The organism is Parvibaculum indicum, assembly GCF_011762095.1.
GTDB lineage: Bacteria > Pseudomonadota > Alphaproteobacteria > Parvibaculales > Parvibaculaceae > Parvibaculum > Parvibaculum indicum.
This window is the reverse complement of record NZ_JAASQO010000001.1, coordinates 239,944-255,388: the sequence shown is the minus strand read 5'-3', so window position 1 is coordinate 255,388 and position 15,445 is coordinate 239,944. Positions and strand designations below refer to the sequence as shown.

15 protein-coding genes are annotated in these 15,445 nt (G+C 63.3%); 3 read left to right on the top strand and 12 right to left on the bottom strand.

What is annotated here, in order from left to right:
- Nucleotides 1–59 precede the first annotated feature (59 nt).
- On the top strand, nucleotides 60–707 hold the full coding sequence (locus tag FHS78_RS01255; RefSeq protein ID WP_167089460.1) for an outer membrane protein: 648 nt from the start codon (nucleotides 60–62) through the stop codon (nucleotides 705–707).
- A gap of 73 nt (nucleotides 708–780) precedes the next feature.
- Here the strand turns inward: FHS78_RS01255 and FHS78_RS01250 are convergent, their stop codons facing one another.
- From FHS78_RS01250 to motA, 10 genes are all read right to left on the bottom strand, one after another.
- On the bottom strand, nucleotides 781–1,263 hold the full coding sequence (locus FHS78_RS01250) for a hypothetical protein (RefSeq protein WP_167089458.1): 483 nt from the start codon (nucleotides 1,261–1,263) through the stop codon (nucleotides 781–783).
- Between the two features lie 9 nt (nucleotides 1,264–1,272).
- A complete protein-coding gene (locus tag FHS78_RS01245; protein WP_167089456.1) occupies nucleotides 1,273–2,841 on the bottom strand; it encodes a TRAP transporter large permease in 1,569 nt (522 codons plus the stop codon).
- 8 nt (nucleotides 2,842–2,849) lie between these two features.
- The gene (locus FHS78_RS01240; protein ID WP_167089454.1) at nucleotides 2,850–3,380 is read right to left on the bottom strand and encodes a TRAP transporter small permease subunit; all 531 of its coding nucleotides are present in this window, start codon (nucleotides 3,378–3,380) and stop codon (nucleotides 2,850–2,852) included.
- A gap of 17 nt (nucleotides 3,381–3,397) precedes the next feature.
- The gene (locus tag FHS78_RS01235; protein WP_167089452.1) at nucleotides 3,398–4,474 is read right to left on the bottom strand and encodes a TRAP transporter substrate-binding protein; all 1,077 of its coding nucleotides are present in this window, start codon (nucleotides 4,472–4,474) and stop codon (nucleotides 3,398–3,400) included.
- Between the two features lie 140 nt (nucleotides 4,475–4,614).
- Nucleotides 4,615–5,184, bottom strand: a complete 570-nt coding sequence (locus FHS78_RS01230) for a P-loop nucleotide/nucleoside kinase family protein (RefSeq protein WP_167089450.1) — start codon at nucleotides 5,182–5,184, stop codon at nucleotides 4,615–4,617.
- Complete coding sequence (locus FHS78_RS01225) at nucleotides 5,174–5,935, bottom strand: arginyltransferase (protein ID WP_167089448.1); 762 nt, start codon at nucleotides 5,933–5,935, stop codon at nucleotides 5,174–5,176. The genes FHS78_RS01230 and FHS78_RS01225 overlap by 11 nt, the downstream gene beginning before the upstream one ends.
- Nucleotides 5,936–5,982: 47 nt before the next feature.
- Nucleotides 5,983–7,851, bottom strand: coding sequence for an SLC13 family permease (locus tag FHS78_RS01220; protein ID WP_167089446.1), 1,869 nt, complete (start codon nucleotides 7,849–7,851; stop codon nucleotides 5,983–5,985).
- A gap of 123 nt (nucleotides 7,852–7,974) precedes the next feature.
- On the bottom strand, nucleotides 7,975–8,460 hold the full coding sequence (locus tag FHS78_RS01215; protein ID WP_167089444.1) for an RDD family protein: 486 nt from the start codon (nucleotides 8,458–8,460) through the stop codon (nucleotides 7,975–7,977).
- A gap of 73 nt (nucleotides 8,461–8,533) precedes the next feature.
- Nucleotides 8,534–9,484 carry a flagellar motor protein MotB gene (locus FHS78_RS01210; RefSeq protein ID WP_167089442.1) on the bottom strand — a complete coding sequence of 317 codons (951 nt, stop codon included), beginning with the start codon at nucleotides 9,482–9,484 and terminating at the stop codon, nucleotides 8,534–8,536.
- Between the two features lie 38 nt (nucleotides 9,485–9,522).
- On the bottom strand, nucleotides 9,523–10,386 hold the full coding sequence (gene motA / locus FHS78_RS01205) for a flagellar motor stator protein MotA (RefSeq protein ID WP_167089440.1): 864 nt from the start codon (nucleotides 10,384–10,386) through the stop codon (nucleotides 9,523–9,525).
- 252 nt (nucleotides 10,387–10,638) lie between these two features.
- On the opposite strand from motA, the gene FHS78_RS01200 reads away from it, so the two are divergent.
- Nucleotides 10,639–11,139 carry a flavin reductase family protein gene (locus FHS78_RS01200; RefSeq protein WP_167089438.1) on the top strand — a complete coding sequence of 167 codons (501 nt, stop codon included), beginning with the start codon at nucleotides 10,639–10,641 and terminating at the stop codon, nucleotides 11,137–11,139.
- Between the two features lie 9 nt (nucleotides 11,140–11,148).
- Here FHS78_RS01200 and FHS78_RS01195 read toward each other — a convergent pair whose 3' ends face one another.
- Together FHS78_RS01195 and FHS78_RS01190 are read right to left on the bottom strand one after the other, a co-directional pair.
- Nucleotides 11,149–13,629 carry an ATP-binding protein gene (locus FHS78_RS01195; RefSeq protein WP_167089436.1) on the bottom strand — a complete coding sequence of 827 codons (2,481 nt, stop codon included), beginning with the start codon at nucleotides 13,627–13,629 and terminating at the stop codon, nucleotides 11,149–11,151.
- 258 nt (nucleotides 13,630–13,887) lie between these two features.
- Entirely contained in the window at nucleotides 13,888–14,406 is a 519-nt protein-coding gene (locus tag FHS78_RS01190) for a MarR family winged helix-turn-helix transcriptional regulator (protein WP_167089434.1), read from the bottom strand.
- A 219-nt stretch (nucleotides 14,407–14,625) separates the two neighbouring features.
- Here FHS78_RS01190 and FHS78_RS01185 point away from each other — a divergent pair, with 219 nt between their 5' ends.
- Entirely contained in the window at nucleotides 14,626–15,420 is a 795-nt protein-coding gene (locus tag FHS78_RS01185; protein ID WP_167089432.1) for a MotA/TolQ/ExbB proton channel family protein, read from the top strand.
- Nucleotides 15,421–15,445 lie beyond the last annotated feature (25 nt).

Here is a 15,445-nt window from a genome sequence, read left to right as displayed (position 1 = left end):
GACGCTAGGAATGTGCGTCGGGGGGCCGGTGTCAGCTATTTGAAGGAGAGCAGGAGCAGATGAAAAAGCTTCTGATTGCAGGCGCGGCGGCGTTTGCGTGCGCGGTCATTGCCGGTCCGGCAAGCGCCGAGGACAATACGTTCGGTCCCGAACCCAGCTTTGACTGGTCGGGCTTCTATCTTGGCCTGCAGGGCGGCTATGCCTGGTCGGAAGACGACTGGGAGGTCGGCAACGTCTCGTTCGACAGCGACGGCATGTTGCTGGGCGGCACCGCGGGCTTCAACGGCGACACCGGTTCCTGGGTGTTCGGCGCGGAAGCCGATATTTCGTGGGCGGATGTTTCCGGCGAACAGAGCGGCTGCGGCATCGGCGGTGCATGCGAAACCAAGATGGAATATTTCGGCACCTTCCGGGGCCGCCTCGGCTATGACCTCGGCAGTGTGGATCAGGGGCTCCTGGTCTACGGCACGGGCGGTATCGCGATGGGCGGGCTGAACTACAAGTCCGCGGGCGGCGGCGAAGATTTCAATACCGGCACCGGCTGGGTGCTTGGCGGCGGCGTGGAGACGACGTTCGGCGAAACATCCAGCGCCAAGCTCGAATATCTGCATTACGAGCTTGAGGCGGATGCAACGCTGAGCACGGCGGCTTTCAACCCCAATACCAAGGGCGACATCGTCCGCGCAGGATATAATTTCCGCTTCTGATCCCGATGGCGGTCGGCCCTGACGGCCCGAACGAAAGGCCCCGGCATGCTCTTGCCGGGGCTTTTTTTGTGCGCTATTCGATGGTCACCTGCTGGCGGCCCTCATAGCCCCAATAGCGCATGAAGAGCACATAGTCCCCGGGCTGGACGCGGCGACGGTCCAGCTCCAGCGTGAACTTGTCCGTCATCTTGTGATGCGGCTCGATGAAATTGGTCGCGGGCACGTCGGCGCAGTTGGAATCGGGAAGCTGCGCTTCGATGAGCGCGCCGTCCATATCGAGCAGGAACCACTGGAATATCTTGCACTGCGTTTCGGACTGGACGGTCAGGGTCTCGTCGCTGTCATTGACGATGGTCACCTCGGCGCTCAGCGCGGGGCCCCGGTCCTGCTCGTAGTCCACGGTCTGTTCGACGCTTGCATCCATGCGGACGGGATCGCCCATATCCACCTTGCCGCTGTAGATGAAATAGGCGACGACGCCGACCACAGACAGCATGACGAGCGAGGAGAGGGAGACGGTACGCCGCAGCGAGCTGCGCTGATCTTCCGGTGACATGGGGAGCCTTTATCCGAAAATGAGATGGGGGAGCCAGGTCGCCAGCCCCGGGACGAGTGCGATCACGACGAGCGCGAAAATCTGAATCATCACGAAAGGAACGACCCCGCGATAGATCTGGCCGGTGCGGATCGTTTCCGGCGCGACGCCGCGCAGATAGAACAGCGCGAAGCCAAAAGGCGGCGTCAGGAACGAGGTCTGCAGGTTGATCGCCATCATGATGCCGAGCCATATGGGGTCGATCCCCATTTGCAGCAACACCGGCGCGACGAGCGGCACGACCACGAACACGATCTCGATGAAGTCGAGAAAGAAGCCGAGCAGGAACATGATCGCCATGACGGTGATCATCGCGCCCATGGCGCCGCCCGGCATGTTGGTCAGGAAATGTTCCACCGTGGTGTCGCCGCCCAGCCCGCGGAAGACGAGGCTGAAAAGCGCCGCGCCGATCAGGATGACGAACACCATGGAGGTGACGCGCGCGGTCGATTGCGACGCTTCCTGAAGCGTCTTCTGCCGGGCGAGCTGGATGAGGCTTGCCAGCAGGCTCCAGGCGATTGCGGCGCAGAGCGCGAAGGCCACCCATATGCCGATCGTGTCGACCACGCCGATATCGCTGCGCGAGGTACGCAGATCCATGAAGGAGGTTTCGATCAGCAGGGCGACGAGCGCCAGCGCGGCAATGCGCACCGCGCGCCGCGTGCGCTCGTGCCGTTCGCCCGCCAGCAGGATCGCACCCACCGCGCCCACGGCGGCGGCTTCGGTCGGCGTCGCGATGCCCGCCAGGATCGAGCCCATCACCGAAATGATGAGCGTAACCGGCGGGATCAGCGCGCGCAGCGTACGGCTATAGAGTTCCTTGCGCGTCAGGTCGTCTTCGGGCGGCATGGCGGGCGAGGAGGCCGGGTCGGAATAGGCGCGCCAGGCCTGATAGGCGATATAGAAGCCGACCAGCATCAGGCCGGGAATGATGGCGCCGGCGAAGAGATCGCCCACCGAAATCGTGTCCAGCGCGAAGATGCCCTGTGCGCGCTGTGCATCGGCATAGGCGTTTGCCATGGTGTCGCCCAGCAGCACGAGCACGATGGAGGGCGGAATGATCTGGCCGAGTGTGCCGGCCGCCGCGATGGAGCCGCAGGCAAGCGACGGGTCGTAGCCGCGCCGGACCATGGTGGGGAGCGAGAGGAGCCCCATGGTCACCACGGTTGCGCCGACGATGCCGGTGGAGGCGGCCAGCAGGGCGCCCACGATGGAGACGGAAAAGCCCAGGCCGCCGCGCAGGCTGCCGAAGAGCCGCGCCATGTTTTCGAGCAGTTCCTCCGCGACGCGCGAGCGCTCCAGCATGGTGCCCATGAAGATGAAGAGCGGCACCGCCATCAGCACTTCATTCGTCATGTTGCCGTAGATGCGCTGCGGCAGCACGGCCATGAAGCCGAAATCGAAGACGCCGAACCACATGCCCGCGAGACCGAAGATCAGCGCCACGCCCGCCAGCGTGAAGGCGACCGGAAAGCCGCAGAGCAGCGCGCCGCAGGCCACGGCGAACATCAGGATGTCTAGCCACTCGCTGATTGCCATAGCTGCGCTCAGATATGTTGTTCGTCTTCTTCCGCGGGCAGTTCGAGCCCGCGGAGAACACGCAGTGAATGGATGAGCGTCGAGAGGCCTTGCAGCGCCAGCAGGACGGCAAAGACGGGGATCACGCTTTTCAGCAGGAAGACCGCCTGGATGCCGCTGGTTTCCTTCGAGCCTTCATGAACGAGCCATGAGCTGCGCACATAGGGCCAGGCCACGGTGAGGATAAGATAGCAGACCGGCCAGAGCAGGAGCAGCACGCCGGCCAGGTCCACCGACGCCTTGAAGCGCGGCGAGGCTTCCCGGTAGATCACGTCCACGCGCACATGGGCGTTGTGCAGCAGCGTGTACCCCGCCAGCAGCATGAACATGGAGGCGTGCATATAGACGATGGATTCCTGCGTCCAGATCGAGCCGATGCCGAAGACGTAGCGCATCACAACCACGACGAACTGCGTCAGCACCATGAGGACCGCGAGCCAGGACAGCACGCGGCCGATGCGCTCGTTCAGGCCGTCGATGGCATCGGCCACTTGCTTCATTCCGTCCTTCCTCCGGCTCAGGCGTCTTCGCGCGCCTGCACGAAGGCCTGGTCGCCGATGCGGGTCCATTCCTTCGACAAGGCGAGCGATTTGCTGAAGCTGTCATATACCTTCCTGGCATAGGGGTCGGCGTCGGCGGTTTCCTGAAGCACCTCGGCGGACGCTTTTTTTAGCGCCGTCAGGATTTCCGGCGAGAACCGGCGCAGCTTCACGCCGTGCTTTTCGACCAGCGTCTTCAGGGCCTGGCCGTTGAAGTGATTGTATTCGGCAAGGGAGTAGTCGTTCTCCGCCGCGCAGGCCGCTTTGACGACTTCCTTCTGCGAATGGGTGAGCGAGTTCCAGACCGTAAGGTTGAAGCCCGCCGACATGCAGGAGCCCGGCTCGTGCCAGCCCGGCCAGTAATAATAGTCGGCGACCTGATAGAAGCCGAACGCCATGTCGTTCCACGGACCGACCCATTCGGTCGCGTCGATGGCGCCGCTTTGCAGGCTGGGGAAGATCGAGCTGCCCGCCATGGTGACCGCCGCCGCGCCCAGCTTGCGCATCACCTCGCCGCCGAGACCGGGCATGCGGATCTTCAGGCCTTTCAGGTCTTCCGGCGAGTTGATTTCCTTGCGGTACCAGCCCGACAGTTGCAGGCCGGAATTGCAGGCCGCAAAGGCCTTGACGTTGAACTGCGCGGAAAGCTCGTCCCAGAGCTCCTGCCCGCCGCCATGATAGATCCAGGCATTGATCTCGTTCGCCGTCATGCCGAAGGGGACAGCGGTGAAGAAGTTGAAGGCCTTGGATTTGCCCTGCCAGTAATATTCGGCACCGTGATAGATGTCGGCCGCGCCGCCGGACACCGCGTCGAAGGCTTCCAGCGCGGGCACCAGTTCGTCGGCTGCGTAGACCTTCACCGTCAACGCGCCGTCGGTCATGTCGGTGATGCGTTGGGCGAGGCGCGCGGCGGACGTTCCCATGCCCGGAAAGTTCTCCGGCCATGTCGTCACCATCTTCAGTGTGCGCTTGCCGGAGGCGATGGCCGGCGCAGGCAGTGTTGTGGCGGCGACGGCGGCCGTGCCGGCACCGGTCAGAAACGAACGGCGTTTCATCAATGGGCTCCCCGAATGCTAGTCCCCAACTGGTCCCGTCCCGCGTCTCCTCTTGGCGGGGCGGTCTGCGCAGCCCTTGTTGCCCGGGTCCTTGCGCGCGGGCCAGTATAGGCGCGCGCCGCGAGGGCGCAATGGCTGCCTCAAACGGCTGATTTCGGCGAATTTCGCGGGGCTTTCGCGACGATCCGGCGCATCAGTTCGTCGACGCAGCTCTCCGGGCTCCGGCCCGCCGTGTCGATCGCGATGCGCTCGATATGCCAGTCGTGATATTCGCGGGCCTGTACCTTCCGCCAGTCCGGCTGTTCGAGACCCTCGATGTCGGAGACGCGGCTTTCCACGCGCGCCCGGTGTTCGTCCTTGTCGGCACAGACGATCTCGACGTCGATGGCGGGGCAGCCGGCGGCCCGGGCCGGTTTGTGCCAGGCATCGCGGGTGATGCGCAGCGGATTGACGCTGTCGGCCAGCACGATTGCGCCGAGCCGCAGATTGTCCTCGGCCAGCGCATAGCCGACGCTGTAGCCGCTTTCCGGCACCTCGGACATATCGATGCCCGCATTCGCCATGCTCTGTTCGATGGTGTCGATACGCAGATGCACGGCGCCCAGACGGCGCGCCAGTTCGCGGGCGATGGTGGTCTTGCCGCTGCCGGGCAGGCCGGAAAAAACGATGAGAAGAGGGCCGGATATCCGGCCCGGCGGTTCAGAAGGCATCTTCGTAGCGCCGCCAGCCGTCCCGGGTAAGGGCTTCCAGCGGCTGGAAACGGGTCTTGTAGGTCATCTTGCGGCAATCGGCGATCCAGTAGCCCAGATAGACATAGGGCAGGCCCATCCGTCTGGCGCGCTCGATATGATCCAGCACCATCCAGCTCCCGAGGCTCCGCGTCGTCGCGGCGGGGGAGTAGAAGCTGTAGACCATGGAGAGACCGTCATGCAGCCGGTCGGTCAGCGCGGCGGCGATGAGCGGCGGCTGGCCGCCGGGGTCGGGGGAGGCGACCGCCGGGTCCGCCGCGCGGTATTCGATGACCTCGGTCTCGATGGTCGTGTCCTCGATCATGGAGCTGTAGTCCATGGCCGTCATATCGGCCATGCCGCCATCGGGATGGCGGGCATCGAGATAGGTGCGCAGCAGGGCGAATTGCTCCTGCGTGGCACGGGGCGGGCGCGATACCGCGGTAATATCGGCGTTGCGGTTCAGCAGCTTGCGGAAATTCCGGCCCGGTGCGAACTCGTCCACGATCACGCGGACGGAGACGCAGGCATCGCAGCCGTCGCAGGCGGGCCGATAGGCGATGTTCTGGCTGCGGCGGAAGCCGGCTTCGGTCAGCAGGTCGTTGAGGGCGACCGGATCTTCGCCGAGGAGATGGGTGAAGACCTTCTTCTCGTAGCGTCCGGGCAGATAGGGGCAGGGCTGCGCGGTCGTGATGTAGAACTGCGGATAGCGTATGCCGGCTCGTTCGTTCACCTGATCCTCGTTTGTCCTCGTCCCTGCTTGCGGCCGAGGGCCCGGTCTCAGAGACCGAAATACCAGGGCGCAAAGACAGAATAGGCCAGCCAGAGCAGGATGACGAGGGGGACGCCCGCGCGCAGGAAATCCCGGAACTCGTAATGGCCCGGCCCCATGACCAATAAATTGGTCTGATACCCCATGGGTGTGGCGAAGGAGCAGTTGGCGGCGAAGATCACGCAATAGATGAAGATCATCGGATCGATGCCGATCTGGTTCGCCGCGCTGATCGCAATGGGGGTGAACAGCACCGCTGTTGCGTTATTGGTCAGAATATTGGTGGCGATGGCCGTCACGAGGAAGAAGGCGGAGAGCATGACGCTCGGCCCCTGATCCTGGAAGAGCGAGACGACCGCCATGGCGGCGGCCTCCGCGCCGCCGGTCACCTGAAGCGCGCTGGCCAGCGCCAGCATGGTGCCGACCAGCAGGAAGATGCGCCGGTCGATGGCGCGCGATGCCTGCCGCGTATTCAGGACGCCGGTCAGCACCATGGCGCCCGCGCCCGCGACGGAGGCGATCTCGATGGGCAGGATGCCGGCCAGGACGCTCAGCACCATCGTGCCGAAAACGGCGAGCGCGCGTCGCGCAAGCGCCGGGTTCGGCAGTTCCGTCGCCGACCATTCCAGCAGCAGCACGTCGCGGTTCGTCCGCAGGCCGTGCACCGCCTGCGGTTTGCCGAGCAGCAGCAGCACGTCGCCCGCTTCCAGCCGGATGTCGTTCAGCAGGGTGCGGATCATGCGGCTGCGGCGCTGAATGCCGACCACGATGCAGCCCGTCTGATGGCGAAAGGCGATCTGTTCCACCGTGAGGCCGATCATGCGCGAGGCGGGCGCGACGACGGCTTCGGCGACGGTCAGTTCGCCGCTGGTCTTGCCGCGCGGCGTGTCGTTCTCGTCGCGGTCGGCAAGGGTTTCCTCCAGCATGCCCTCGAATATCTTGGAGCCGGATTTCAGCGCCTCGGTGAGCGTGTTGCGCGTCGCCGCCACGATGACGACGTCGCCCGGGCGCAGTTTCACATCCTCATAAGGGGGCAGGATGGGGTGTTCGCCGCGCTGGATCATGCGCACGGTCATGTCCTTCAGCGGTGGGAAAAGCCCCGCGCGCGAAGTGGTGCCGACCAGCGGGTGGCCCGGCGTCACTTCGATCTGGGCGATATATTGCTTGCCGCTGGTGCCTTCCTGTCCGGCGAGTTCGGTGGAAGGGTCGCCCCTGTCGGGCATCAGAAGAGGCGCAACGGCGATCGAATAGATCATGCCGATTGCGGCGAGGAAAAGCGCCGGAACCGTGAAATCGAAAATGCCGATGGGCCGCAGGTCGTAGCTGTGCACGACGCCGGCGGCGAGCAGGTTGGTCGAGGAGCCGATCAGCGTCGTCATGCCGCCGAGGATGGAGACGAAGCTCAGCGTCATCATGATTTTGGGTGTGCGCCGGCCGAGCTTGCCCGCCATCGTCGCCAGAACGGGAATAAACATCACCACAACGGGCGTATTGTTCAGGAACGCGCTCACCACGGCGACGAGCAGCAGTGTCAGTACGATGGTCAGTTGCGGCATTTTCGAGCCGCGCTCCGAGATGAAGCGGGCAGGGCCGTCCAGCGCGCCGGTCTGGAACATGCCGTGGCCGACCACCAGCAGCGCCAGCACGGTTATCAGGGCGGGGTTGGCGAAACCCGCCAGAAGTTCGCCCGGGCCGAGCATGTTTTCGCCGGCGTCTCCGGCGACGGGGAAGAAATAGAAAAAGATCAGCGCCACGACCAGAACGGCCAGCGACGACGTTTCGAGCGGAAGCCTGTCGATGCTGAACAGCACGACCGCTCCGGCGATCAGGCCGTAGACAACCCACATTTGCCAGACAAAGGGAGTCAGAGCTTCCATGCGCGCAAATCTGTGAGAGGGATCAAGCCGCCCTCCTGTCCGCGGAAAGGAGAACGGGCGCCGGTCGCCGCCCGATGGCCAGGCGGCAGCATCGCCGGGGCGACAGGAGAATCGTTATCAGATTTAGCGGCGTACAACCACTGTTCCGCACAGATAGTCGTGCAGGAAGCGTTTGCGTGAGTTGAAGAAGGGCATCAGCAGGGTCAGGAAGAACACCATGCTGCTGATCGCGAAAATCCCATAGGCGACAAGGGCATGGAGCGCGCCCTGTATGAAACCGGGACGGCGTCCGTCCCAGGTCCTGACTTCGATTCCCTGCCAGGACATGCCCGGCGTCGCGGAGGCCGGGCCGCCGAGATAATAGCCGAAATAGAGGAAGGGAACGAGCGGCACGAGACCGAAGGCCAGCCATGCGAGGCCCAGCGTGAGAATGCCGAAAATCGCCAGCAGGATGTAGCAGGCGCTGACCACGACGATGAGAATCAGCAGATCGGCGAAAAGCGCTGCGAGGCGGCGGGACACCACGCCGTCGAAACTTCCGGCGGGCCAGACGGGGCCCTCGCCGTCGAAGGTCGGCGCGGCTCTGGCGACATCGTTATCGAAGCTCATCCCTCATCCCGAGACTGGTGATCGGCCTGTGTGAGATAGGGTGCTCCCACAGCCCTTTCAAGGACAGGGTTTTTCAGGGCTTGAAGCCGGGCGGGGCGACGGGCGCCTCGCGCAGCAGCACGAGCGACAGGCGGCGATTGCCGGGCAGATAGGGGTCTTCGGGAAAGAGCGGTTCGGAATCGGCCTTGCCGACCACCTGATAGATGCGGTCCTGCGGAATGCCCGCGGTTGCGAGAATGCGGCGCGTGGCGTTGGCGCGGTCGGCGGTCAGCTCCCAGTTCGAATAGCCCTTGTCGCCGGGATAGGGTGTGGCGTCGGTATGGCCGGAAATGCTGATCCGGTTGGGCAGGCGCAGAAGCGTCTTGGCGACGGTCTTCAACAGCAGGCGCGTGCGTTCATAGGGCTCGGCATAGCCCGGCGGGAACATGGAGCGGCCATCCTGGTCGACGATCTGGATGCGCAGGCCTTCCGGCGTTTCGTCGATGATGACATTGCGCGACAGCTCGGCGAGGTCGGGATTGTCGCGCATGGCCTGGCGGATGCTTTCGGCCGCGCTTTCGAAACTGCGTTCCTCACGCGCGTTCATCACTTTTTCCCGGTTCAGGCTGGCTTCCTTGGCCTCGGCGCTGGAACGGTCGTCCTTTTCGCCGTTTTTCGTGCCCTGACCGGCAGCGGCGGCGCGCAAATCGTCCGTGTCCGGACTTTTTGGCGCGGCGGGCGTCGATTTCGTCATCATCACCTGCGGCTTGGAGCCGGGCATGCGGGCGCCGTTGCTATCGAAGGCGGTGCCGCCCATCACGCCGCCGGACCCCGATGTGGAGCGGCTGACATTGGGCGGGGCGAAATAGTCGGCAAGGCCCTGCTTCTGTTCCGGTGTGGTCATGGAGATCAGCCACATCAGCAGGAAAAAGGCCATCATCGCGGTCACGAAGTCGGCATAGGCGATCTTCCAGGCGCCGCCATGATGGGCATGCACCTGTTTCTTGACCTTCTTGATGATGATCGATTGTTCGTTACCGGCCATGCCGCTTTCGCCCGTTCAGCAGGGGCGCCTTTCGGTTGTCAGGTGGCTGCCTGAAGGTTGGCGGTCGTGGCTTCCACCTCTGCGAAGGTCGGCCGGACATCGGACATCAGCGCCTTCCGCGCGAATTCGATCGAGACGGCGGGCGCATAGCCGGCCATATGCGCAAGAAGGCCGGCCTTCATGGAGAGATAATATTTGCCTTCCGCCTCGTAGATGTTGCGCAGGGATTGCGCCATCGGGGCGAAGAAACCATAGGCGCAGAACACGCCGAAAAAGGTGCCGACAAGCGCGCCGCCGATCAGGTGGCCCAGCACTTCCGGCGGCTGGTCGATGGAGCCCATGGTCTTGATGACGCCCAGCACCGCGGCGACGATGCCCAGGGCGGGGGTGCCGTCGGCCAGCGCCTGGAGCGCATTGACCATGCGTTCCTGTTCCTGATGGTGGGTTTCGAGTTCCTCGTCCATCAGCGCTTCGAGTTCGTAGGCATTCTCCGTGCCCAGCGTGATCATGCGCAGGTAGTCGCACATGAACTCCACGGCGTGATGGTCTTTTGCGAAGCCGGGAAACTGGGCGAAGATCGAGGAATCGCCGGGATTTTCCACATGGGCTTCCAGCGCGAGATTGCCCTTGCTCTTGGCGAGCTTGAACAGCGTGTACTGGAGGCCGAGCAGCTCCAGATAGGCGTCCTTGTTGTAGCGCGAGCCGCGTCCCAGCGTGGCGAAGGTCTTGCCCATCGATTTCAGCACCGAACCCGGATTGCCGATCACGAAGGCGCCGATCGCGGCACCGAGAATAATGACGAATTCGAAGGGCTGGAAAAGCACTTCGAGATGGGCGCCCATCGCGGCATAACCGCCAAAGACGCTAAGAATGACTACCAAAAGCCCGACTATCAGCCGCATTGCCCAAATGCTTCCATGATATTTTTACCCCCGGTCGCTTCCTGCGATCCGGCGCCACACAGCCCACATAGTGGAGGCGGGCCTGTTAACAGGCGGTTTAACCAAAACGCTTTGCATCGACGCATTGGTGATTTGCGCGAATGCTCGGTTGCTCCTCTGTCGGGGCGTTCCTAAAACCTTAATATCCGAGCATTCCGCTGCGCTTTCCGCGCGGAACGGATTCTGACGGGCGTATCGGAGACGGATTGAGTCATGAGTACGATCGAAGGCACTGCACTGGACCAGCGTAAATTCCGCGATGCGCTGGGATGTTTCGCGACCGGCGTGGCGGTGGTGACGACCTGTACCGACGGCGAGCCCATCGGCATCACCATCAATTCCTTCTCGTCGGTCTCGCTCGATCCGCCGCTCGTCCTGTGGTGCCTCGACAAGAATTCCGACACGCTGGACGTCTTCCAGAAGAGCGAAACCTTCACGGTGAACGTCCTGCGGGACGAGCATATGGAGGTGTCCAACCGGCTGGCGAAGCCCGGCGATCACAGCCTCGAAGGGATCGAGATGATCGGCGGCGTGAACGGCTGCCCGCGGCTGGTGCAGGCGCTTGCGCATTTCGAGTGCGAGGTCGATGCCAGGCACGATGCGGGCGATCACATCATTTTCGTCGGCCGGGTGCTGCATTTCGACCGGGCGGTGGAGGGCGAACCGCTCGTCTATCACCGCGGGTCCTACCGGGCGCTGTCGATCGACAGCTGATCCCGCCGGTCATGCCCGGAAGCGGTTTTCCTGCTTTTCGGCCAACGACACCTTGTAGCGTTCCTCGAACACTTTGCGCGTTTCCTCGATCGTGGGCTGTAGCTTGACGATCAGCATGTCGAAACGCGCCGTCTCGGTTTCCTCGGTGACGAGGCGCTGCAGTTCGGCGGCGAGCAGGCCGAGCCTTTTCGCGCCGAAATTCAGCGCCGTTCCCTTCAGCGAATGCAGCGTCGCCCGCGATTCCTCCGGCATGCCCTTGGCCAGGTCGCGGCGGAGCTTGGCGGCGAAGCTCTCGAAGGCCTCGAAGGAGGAGATGACAAGCGTGGCCAGGGCGCCGGAGCCGAGGCGGTGTTCCAGCTCGTCGAGCTGGGCGCTTTCGCGCAGCGGTACGTTCTGCAGCTCCCTCTCGAAGAGGCTGAGCGAAGCCTGCTGAAGGTCGGGGACGGGGGCGGCGTTGTCGCCGGACTGCGTATGGGTGCGCAGCGCCTTCTGCAAGGCCGTCCAGTTGATCGGCTTGGTGAGGAATTCGCTGAGCCCGATGTCGAGATATTGCTGGCGGCGTTCCAGGATCGCATCCGCCGTCAGCGCGACGATGGGCAGCCGTGCCGCCGTGCTGTCGAGGGCGCGGATACGCCGCGTGGCCTCCACGCCGTCCATCACCGGCATGTTCATGTCGAAGACCGCGATATCGAATGTTTCGTCCTGGACCGCCCGCAGCGCTTCGGCGCCGTTCGTCACGATGGTGACGCTGTGCCCCATTTTGCTCAGCATACTGTCGAGCAGCATGGCGTTGACCTCATTGTCCTCGGCCACCAGCACGCGCAGTCCGTCATTATCGTTGTCCTGCACAGTTGCATCGCCGCCGACAGCATCCGGCGCGGGGTCGGCTTTGCCGTATGCGAGGGGAAAGGTGACGTCGAAACGAAAGGTCGCGCCGTGATTGAGTTCGCTTTCGACCTCGATCTGTCCGCCCATGGTTTCAACGAGGCGTTTGCAGATCGCCAGTCCGAGGCCCGTGCCGCCATAGAGGCGGCTGGTGCTGGCATCGGCCTGGCCGAAGGATTCGAAAATGCGGCCGAGTTGTTCCTGCGCAATGCCGATGCCGGTATCGGACACCTCGAAGCGCAGCGTCACCTCGTCGGTACCCGTTTCCACGAGATGGCAGCCCAGCGTAATCGATCCTTCCCGGGTGAATTTGATCGCATTGGAAACGAGGTTGGCCAGCACCTGGCGCATCCGCGTCGGGTCGCACAGCACGGAAGGAAGGGAAACGTCGGTGTCGACGCAGAGTTTCAGGCCCTTCTTCTGCGCTGAGGGCAGGTTCGTCGAGGCGATGGAGTCGATCAGCTCGCGCGGCTGCAGCGGAATGCTTTCCAGCGTCAGGCGTCCGGCCTCCACCTTGGAAAGGTCGAGGACGTCGTTGAGCAGGGTGAGGAGGTTTTCCGCGCATTCGCGGGTCTGGCGCAGATAGGTCTTCTGCTCCGGCGTCAGCGCGGTCGTTCCCATCATGTCGAGCATGCCGAAGATGCCGGTCATGGGGGTGCGCAATTCGTGCGACATGGTGGCGAGAAAACGAGATTTCGTCCTGTTCGCCTCTTCCGCGTCCCGCCGCGCCTGCATCAGGCGTTCGACGGATTGCATCTCTTGCAGCTCGTTGGAAATCCATTGCTCGAACTGCCGCATGAACTCCTCGTCCTGTGACGAGAAAGGGCTCCGTTTCGCTGTCGGGCTTGAGAAGTTCACGGTGCCGTATTGCTTGCCGTCCACGGTCAGGGGCAGGCCGATATAGGATTCGAGCTGGAATTCCCGGTAGCAGGGATGCGTGGCGATCTCGCTGTCGCCGGCATTGTGAAACGTGGTCACGTCGTCTCTGGCCAGCGTGTGGACGCAATAGGTGTTTTCCACCGGGAAGACGCTGTTCGGTTTGAGGCTCTGGTCGGGCGAGGTGGCATATTCGACCGTATAGGTGTCGTCGGCGATGCGGGAGACGATGCCGAAATCCATCGAAAAATGTTTCGCGCCAAGTTCCAGGATGGACTGGATCTTCTGTTGTCCCGTGAGCCGCTGGTCGGTCGAAATCTTGTAGAGTTCGTGCAGGCTGTTTTCCGTGCGGACCTGGTCGCTGATGTCGCGGATCAGACCGAAATAGCCGAGGATTTCGCCGTCCTGGTCGCGAACGGGACCGCCGATCGTCTCGCTGGGAAAGACCTCGCCCGATTTACGCTTGTAGCTGATGCGATAGGCTTCCGTCCCGGCAGGCGCCGACGAACTGAAACGCAACTGTCCCTGTTCGTGGAACTGGGATTCATCGGCATAGAGGATCGATGTCTGCTGGCCGATCAACTCGTTGGGGCCATAGCCGAACATTTCGAGCGTGGCCGGATTGACCTGGACGATACGGCGGTTCTCGTCCGCGAACATCGCCGCTTCGGATGCGCCCTTGAACACGGCCTCGATCAACTCGTGCCGCGTGAAGGTTTTCTCATGCATGCGTTTCGCACCTTTGCCTCGGGTTGCCCTCATTCCGTGGCGGCTATCCGACTGTGCCGATGGACCCCGGCCGCGTGCTGGATGAATGACCCTAGGCTTCGGTATGTTACCCAAACCTGAATGGATTGGTCCGAATACGGCGTTTTTTCAGGACGTGTGATTCAACCGCTGAAAAAATGAGATCGTCCCGCCGGTGGACTCCCGGACCGTTTCGTATCGGGACGGGCGCGCGAGGAAAAAGACGGCTCGGCGCGCAGATTACGCGCCCTGTTTCGTCGCGGCGGGGAGGTCTTCTTCCGCCTGATTCATCCGCGCCAGATTGTCATGCATCCGCGACAGGCAGTCGATCATCGTCAGATAATCATGGGGGGCGATGCCCTCGGTTGCGGTGGCATGGATGCGGGCAAAAGCCTGCTGGGCGTGGGGCACCTGCGTTTTCAGGTGGGAGGTCAGGTGGATGCATTTCGCCCGCCCGTCGGTCGGGTGCGCTTCGCGGGCCACGAGGTTCAGCGCTTCCAGTTCCGCAATGTGCAGGCCGACGGAAACCTTGTGCATGTCGAGCCGGTGCGCGATTTCGGTCTGGGTGAGGCCGTCCTCCCGCATGAGGGCGACCAGGATGCGGTTCTGGTTTCGCGTGAGGCCCGTGGCGTCGTCGTAGAGCTGGCTGAGTTGTTCGCCCACGGCGCCGAGCAGCTGGCCGAAATAGGCGGCGGACATTTCATGTCCGGCATCGCCGGACAGTGCCGCCTCGATGCGTTCCCCCTTGGCTCCTGCCATCGGGTTACCCCCGTTTTTCATGCTTCTTGCGTTATATTCTGCGATCCGGCGATGATCGCCGCGCGGGTAATATTATTTTGCTACAGATCCACAATGTGGCTCTTGACCGAAGAGGTCAACGATGATCTCGTAAAGATAATTTACTAAAAAGGGCGATCGGGACGGGACAGGGAGTTCCGGATCGGCGGGGGGCCCGGAGGGAGCAGGGAAGGAGAATAGATGCCGGATGCAGCTCAGACGGCTGCCGACGCGACGTCGGCTGCCAATGGCGGTGCGGATGCCGCGGTCGCGGGTGCGGATCAGGCGGCGGGGACGATTAAGGGCGCGGCCGATGCGCTCGCGGCGGGGGGCTCGGATCCCTGGTACAGCCTGGCGTCTCTGGTGGACAAGGGCGGCGTCATCGTCGTCATCCTCATTGTGTTGTCGATTATTTCGGCGGCGGTCATTCTGCTGAAACTCTGGCAGTTCTGGCGGTCCGACCTGAAGCGGCACAATTTCGTCGACCCGGCCGTCGACAAGGTGGAGGCGGGCGACCCGGAAGGGGCTCTCGCCATTCTCTCCAAATACAAGACGCCGCTTTCGCGGGCCATGGCGGCCGGCGTGCGGGCCAAGGCGCGCGGCGATCTGCGCGACGAGGATGTCGCCGCGGAAATTTCCCGTGTCGGCGCCGTCGAACTCGGCGCGTTGCAGCGTCATTTCCGCTGGCTGGAAGTGATCGGCAATATCTCGCCCTTGCTCGGCCTGCTGGGCACGGTGATCGGCATGATCGAGGCGTTCCAGCAGCTTGAGGAATCGGGGTCCAAGGTCGACCCGGCATTGCTCTCGGGCGGTATCTGGCAGGCGCTTCTGACCACGGCGGTCGGCCTTATCGTGGCGCTGCCGGCGATCACCGCGCTCAATCTTTTCGAGGGCCGTGTCGATCAGGTCCGGCTTTCGATGCGCGATGCGTCGGCCCGGATTCTCGCCGCGCTCCATGCCCGTCCGATGAGCCGGCCCGCCAAGGCGGCGGACTGAGCCGGACCAGAGCCGGAGCAAGCGC

Bases quoted from the DNA above. Each gene is read 5' to 3' on its own strand.
- FHS78_RS01255 (WP_167089460.1), top strand. From the start codon at position 60: ATGAAAAAGCTTCTGATTGCAGGCGCGGCGGCGTTTGCGTGCGCGGTC.
- FHS78_RS01250 (WP_167089458.1), bottom strand. From the start codon at position 1,263: ATGTCACCGGAAGATCAGCGCAGCTCGCTGCGGCGTACCGTCTCCCTC.
- FHS78_RS01245 (WP_167089456.1), bottom strand. From the start codon at position 2,841: ATGGCAATCAGCGAGTGGCTAGACATCCTGATGTTCGCCGTGGCCTGC.
- FHS78_RS01240 (WP_167089454.1), bottom strand. From the start codon at position 3,380: ATGAAGCAAGTGGCCGATGCCATCGACGGCCTGAACGAGCGCATCGGC.
- FHS78_RS01235 (WP_167089452.1), bottom strand. From the start codon at position 4,474: ATGAAACGCCGTTCGTTTCTGACCGGTGCCGGCACGGCCGCCGTCGCC.
- FHS78_RS01230 (WP_167089450.1), bottom strand. From the start codon at position 5,184: ATGCCTTCTGAACCGCCGGGCCGGATATCCGGCCCTCTTCTCATCGTT.
- FHS78_RS01220 (WP_167089446.1), bottom strand. From the start codon at position 7,851: ATGGAAGCTCTGACTCCCTTTGTCTGGCAAATGTGGGTTGTCTACGGC.
- FHS78_RS01215 (WP_167089444.1), bottom strand. From the start codon at position 8,460: ATGAGCTTCGATAACGATGTCGCCAGAGCCGCGCCGACCTTCGACGGC.
- FHS78_RS01210 (WP_167089442.1), bottom strand. From the start codon at position 9,484: ATGGCCGGTAACGAACAATCGATCATCATCAAGAAGGTCAAGAAACAG.
- motA (WP_167089440.1), bottom strand. From the start codon at position 10,386: ATGCGGCTGATAGTCGGGCTTTTGGTAGTCATTCTTAGCGTCTTTGGC.
- FHS78_RS01200 (WP_167089438.1), top strand. From the start codon at position 10,639: ATGAGTACGATCGAAGGCACTGCACTGGACCAGCGTAAATTCCGCGAT.
- FHS78_RS01195 (WP_167089436.1), bottom strand. From the start codon at position 13,629: ATGCATGAGAAAACCTTCACGCGGCACGAGTTGATCGAGGCCGTGTTC.
- FHS78_RS01190 (WP_167089434.1), bottom strand. From the start codon at position 14,406: ATGGCAGGAGCCAAGGGGGAACGCATCGAGGCGGCACTGTCCGGCGAT.
- FHS78_RS01185 (WP_167089432.1), top strand. From the start codon at position 14,626: ATGCCGGATGCAGCTCAGACGGCTGCCGACGCGACGTCGGCTGCCAAT.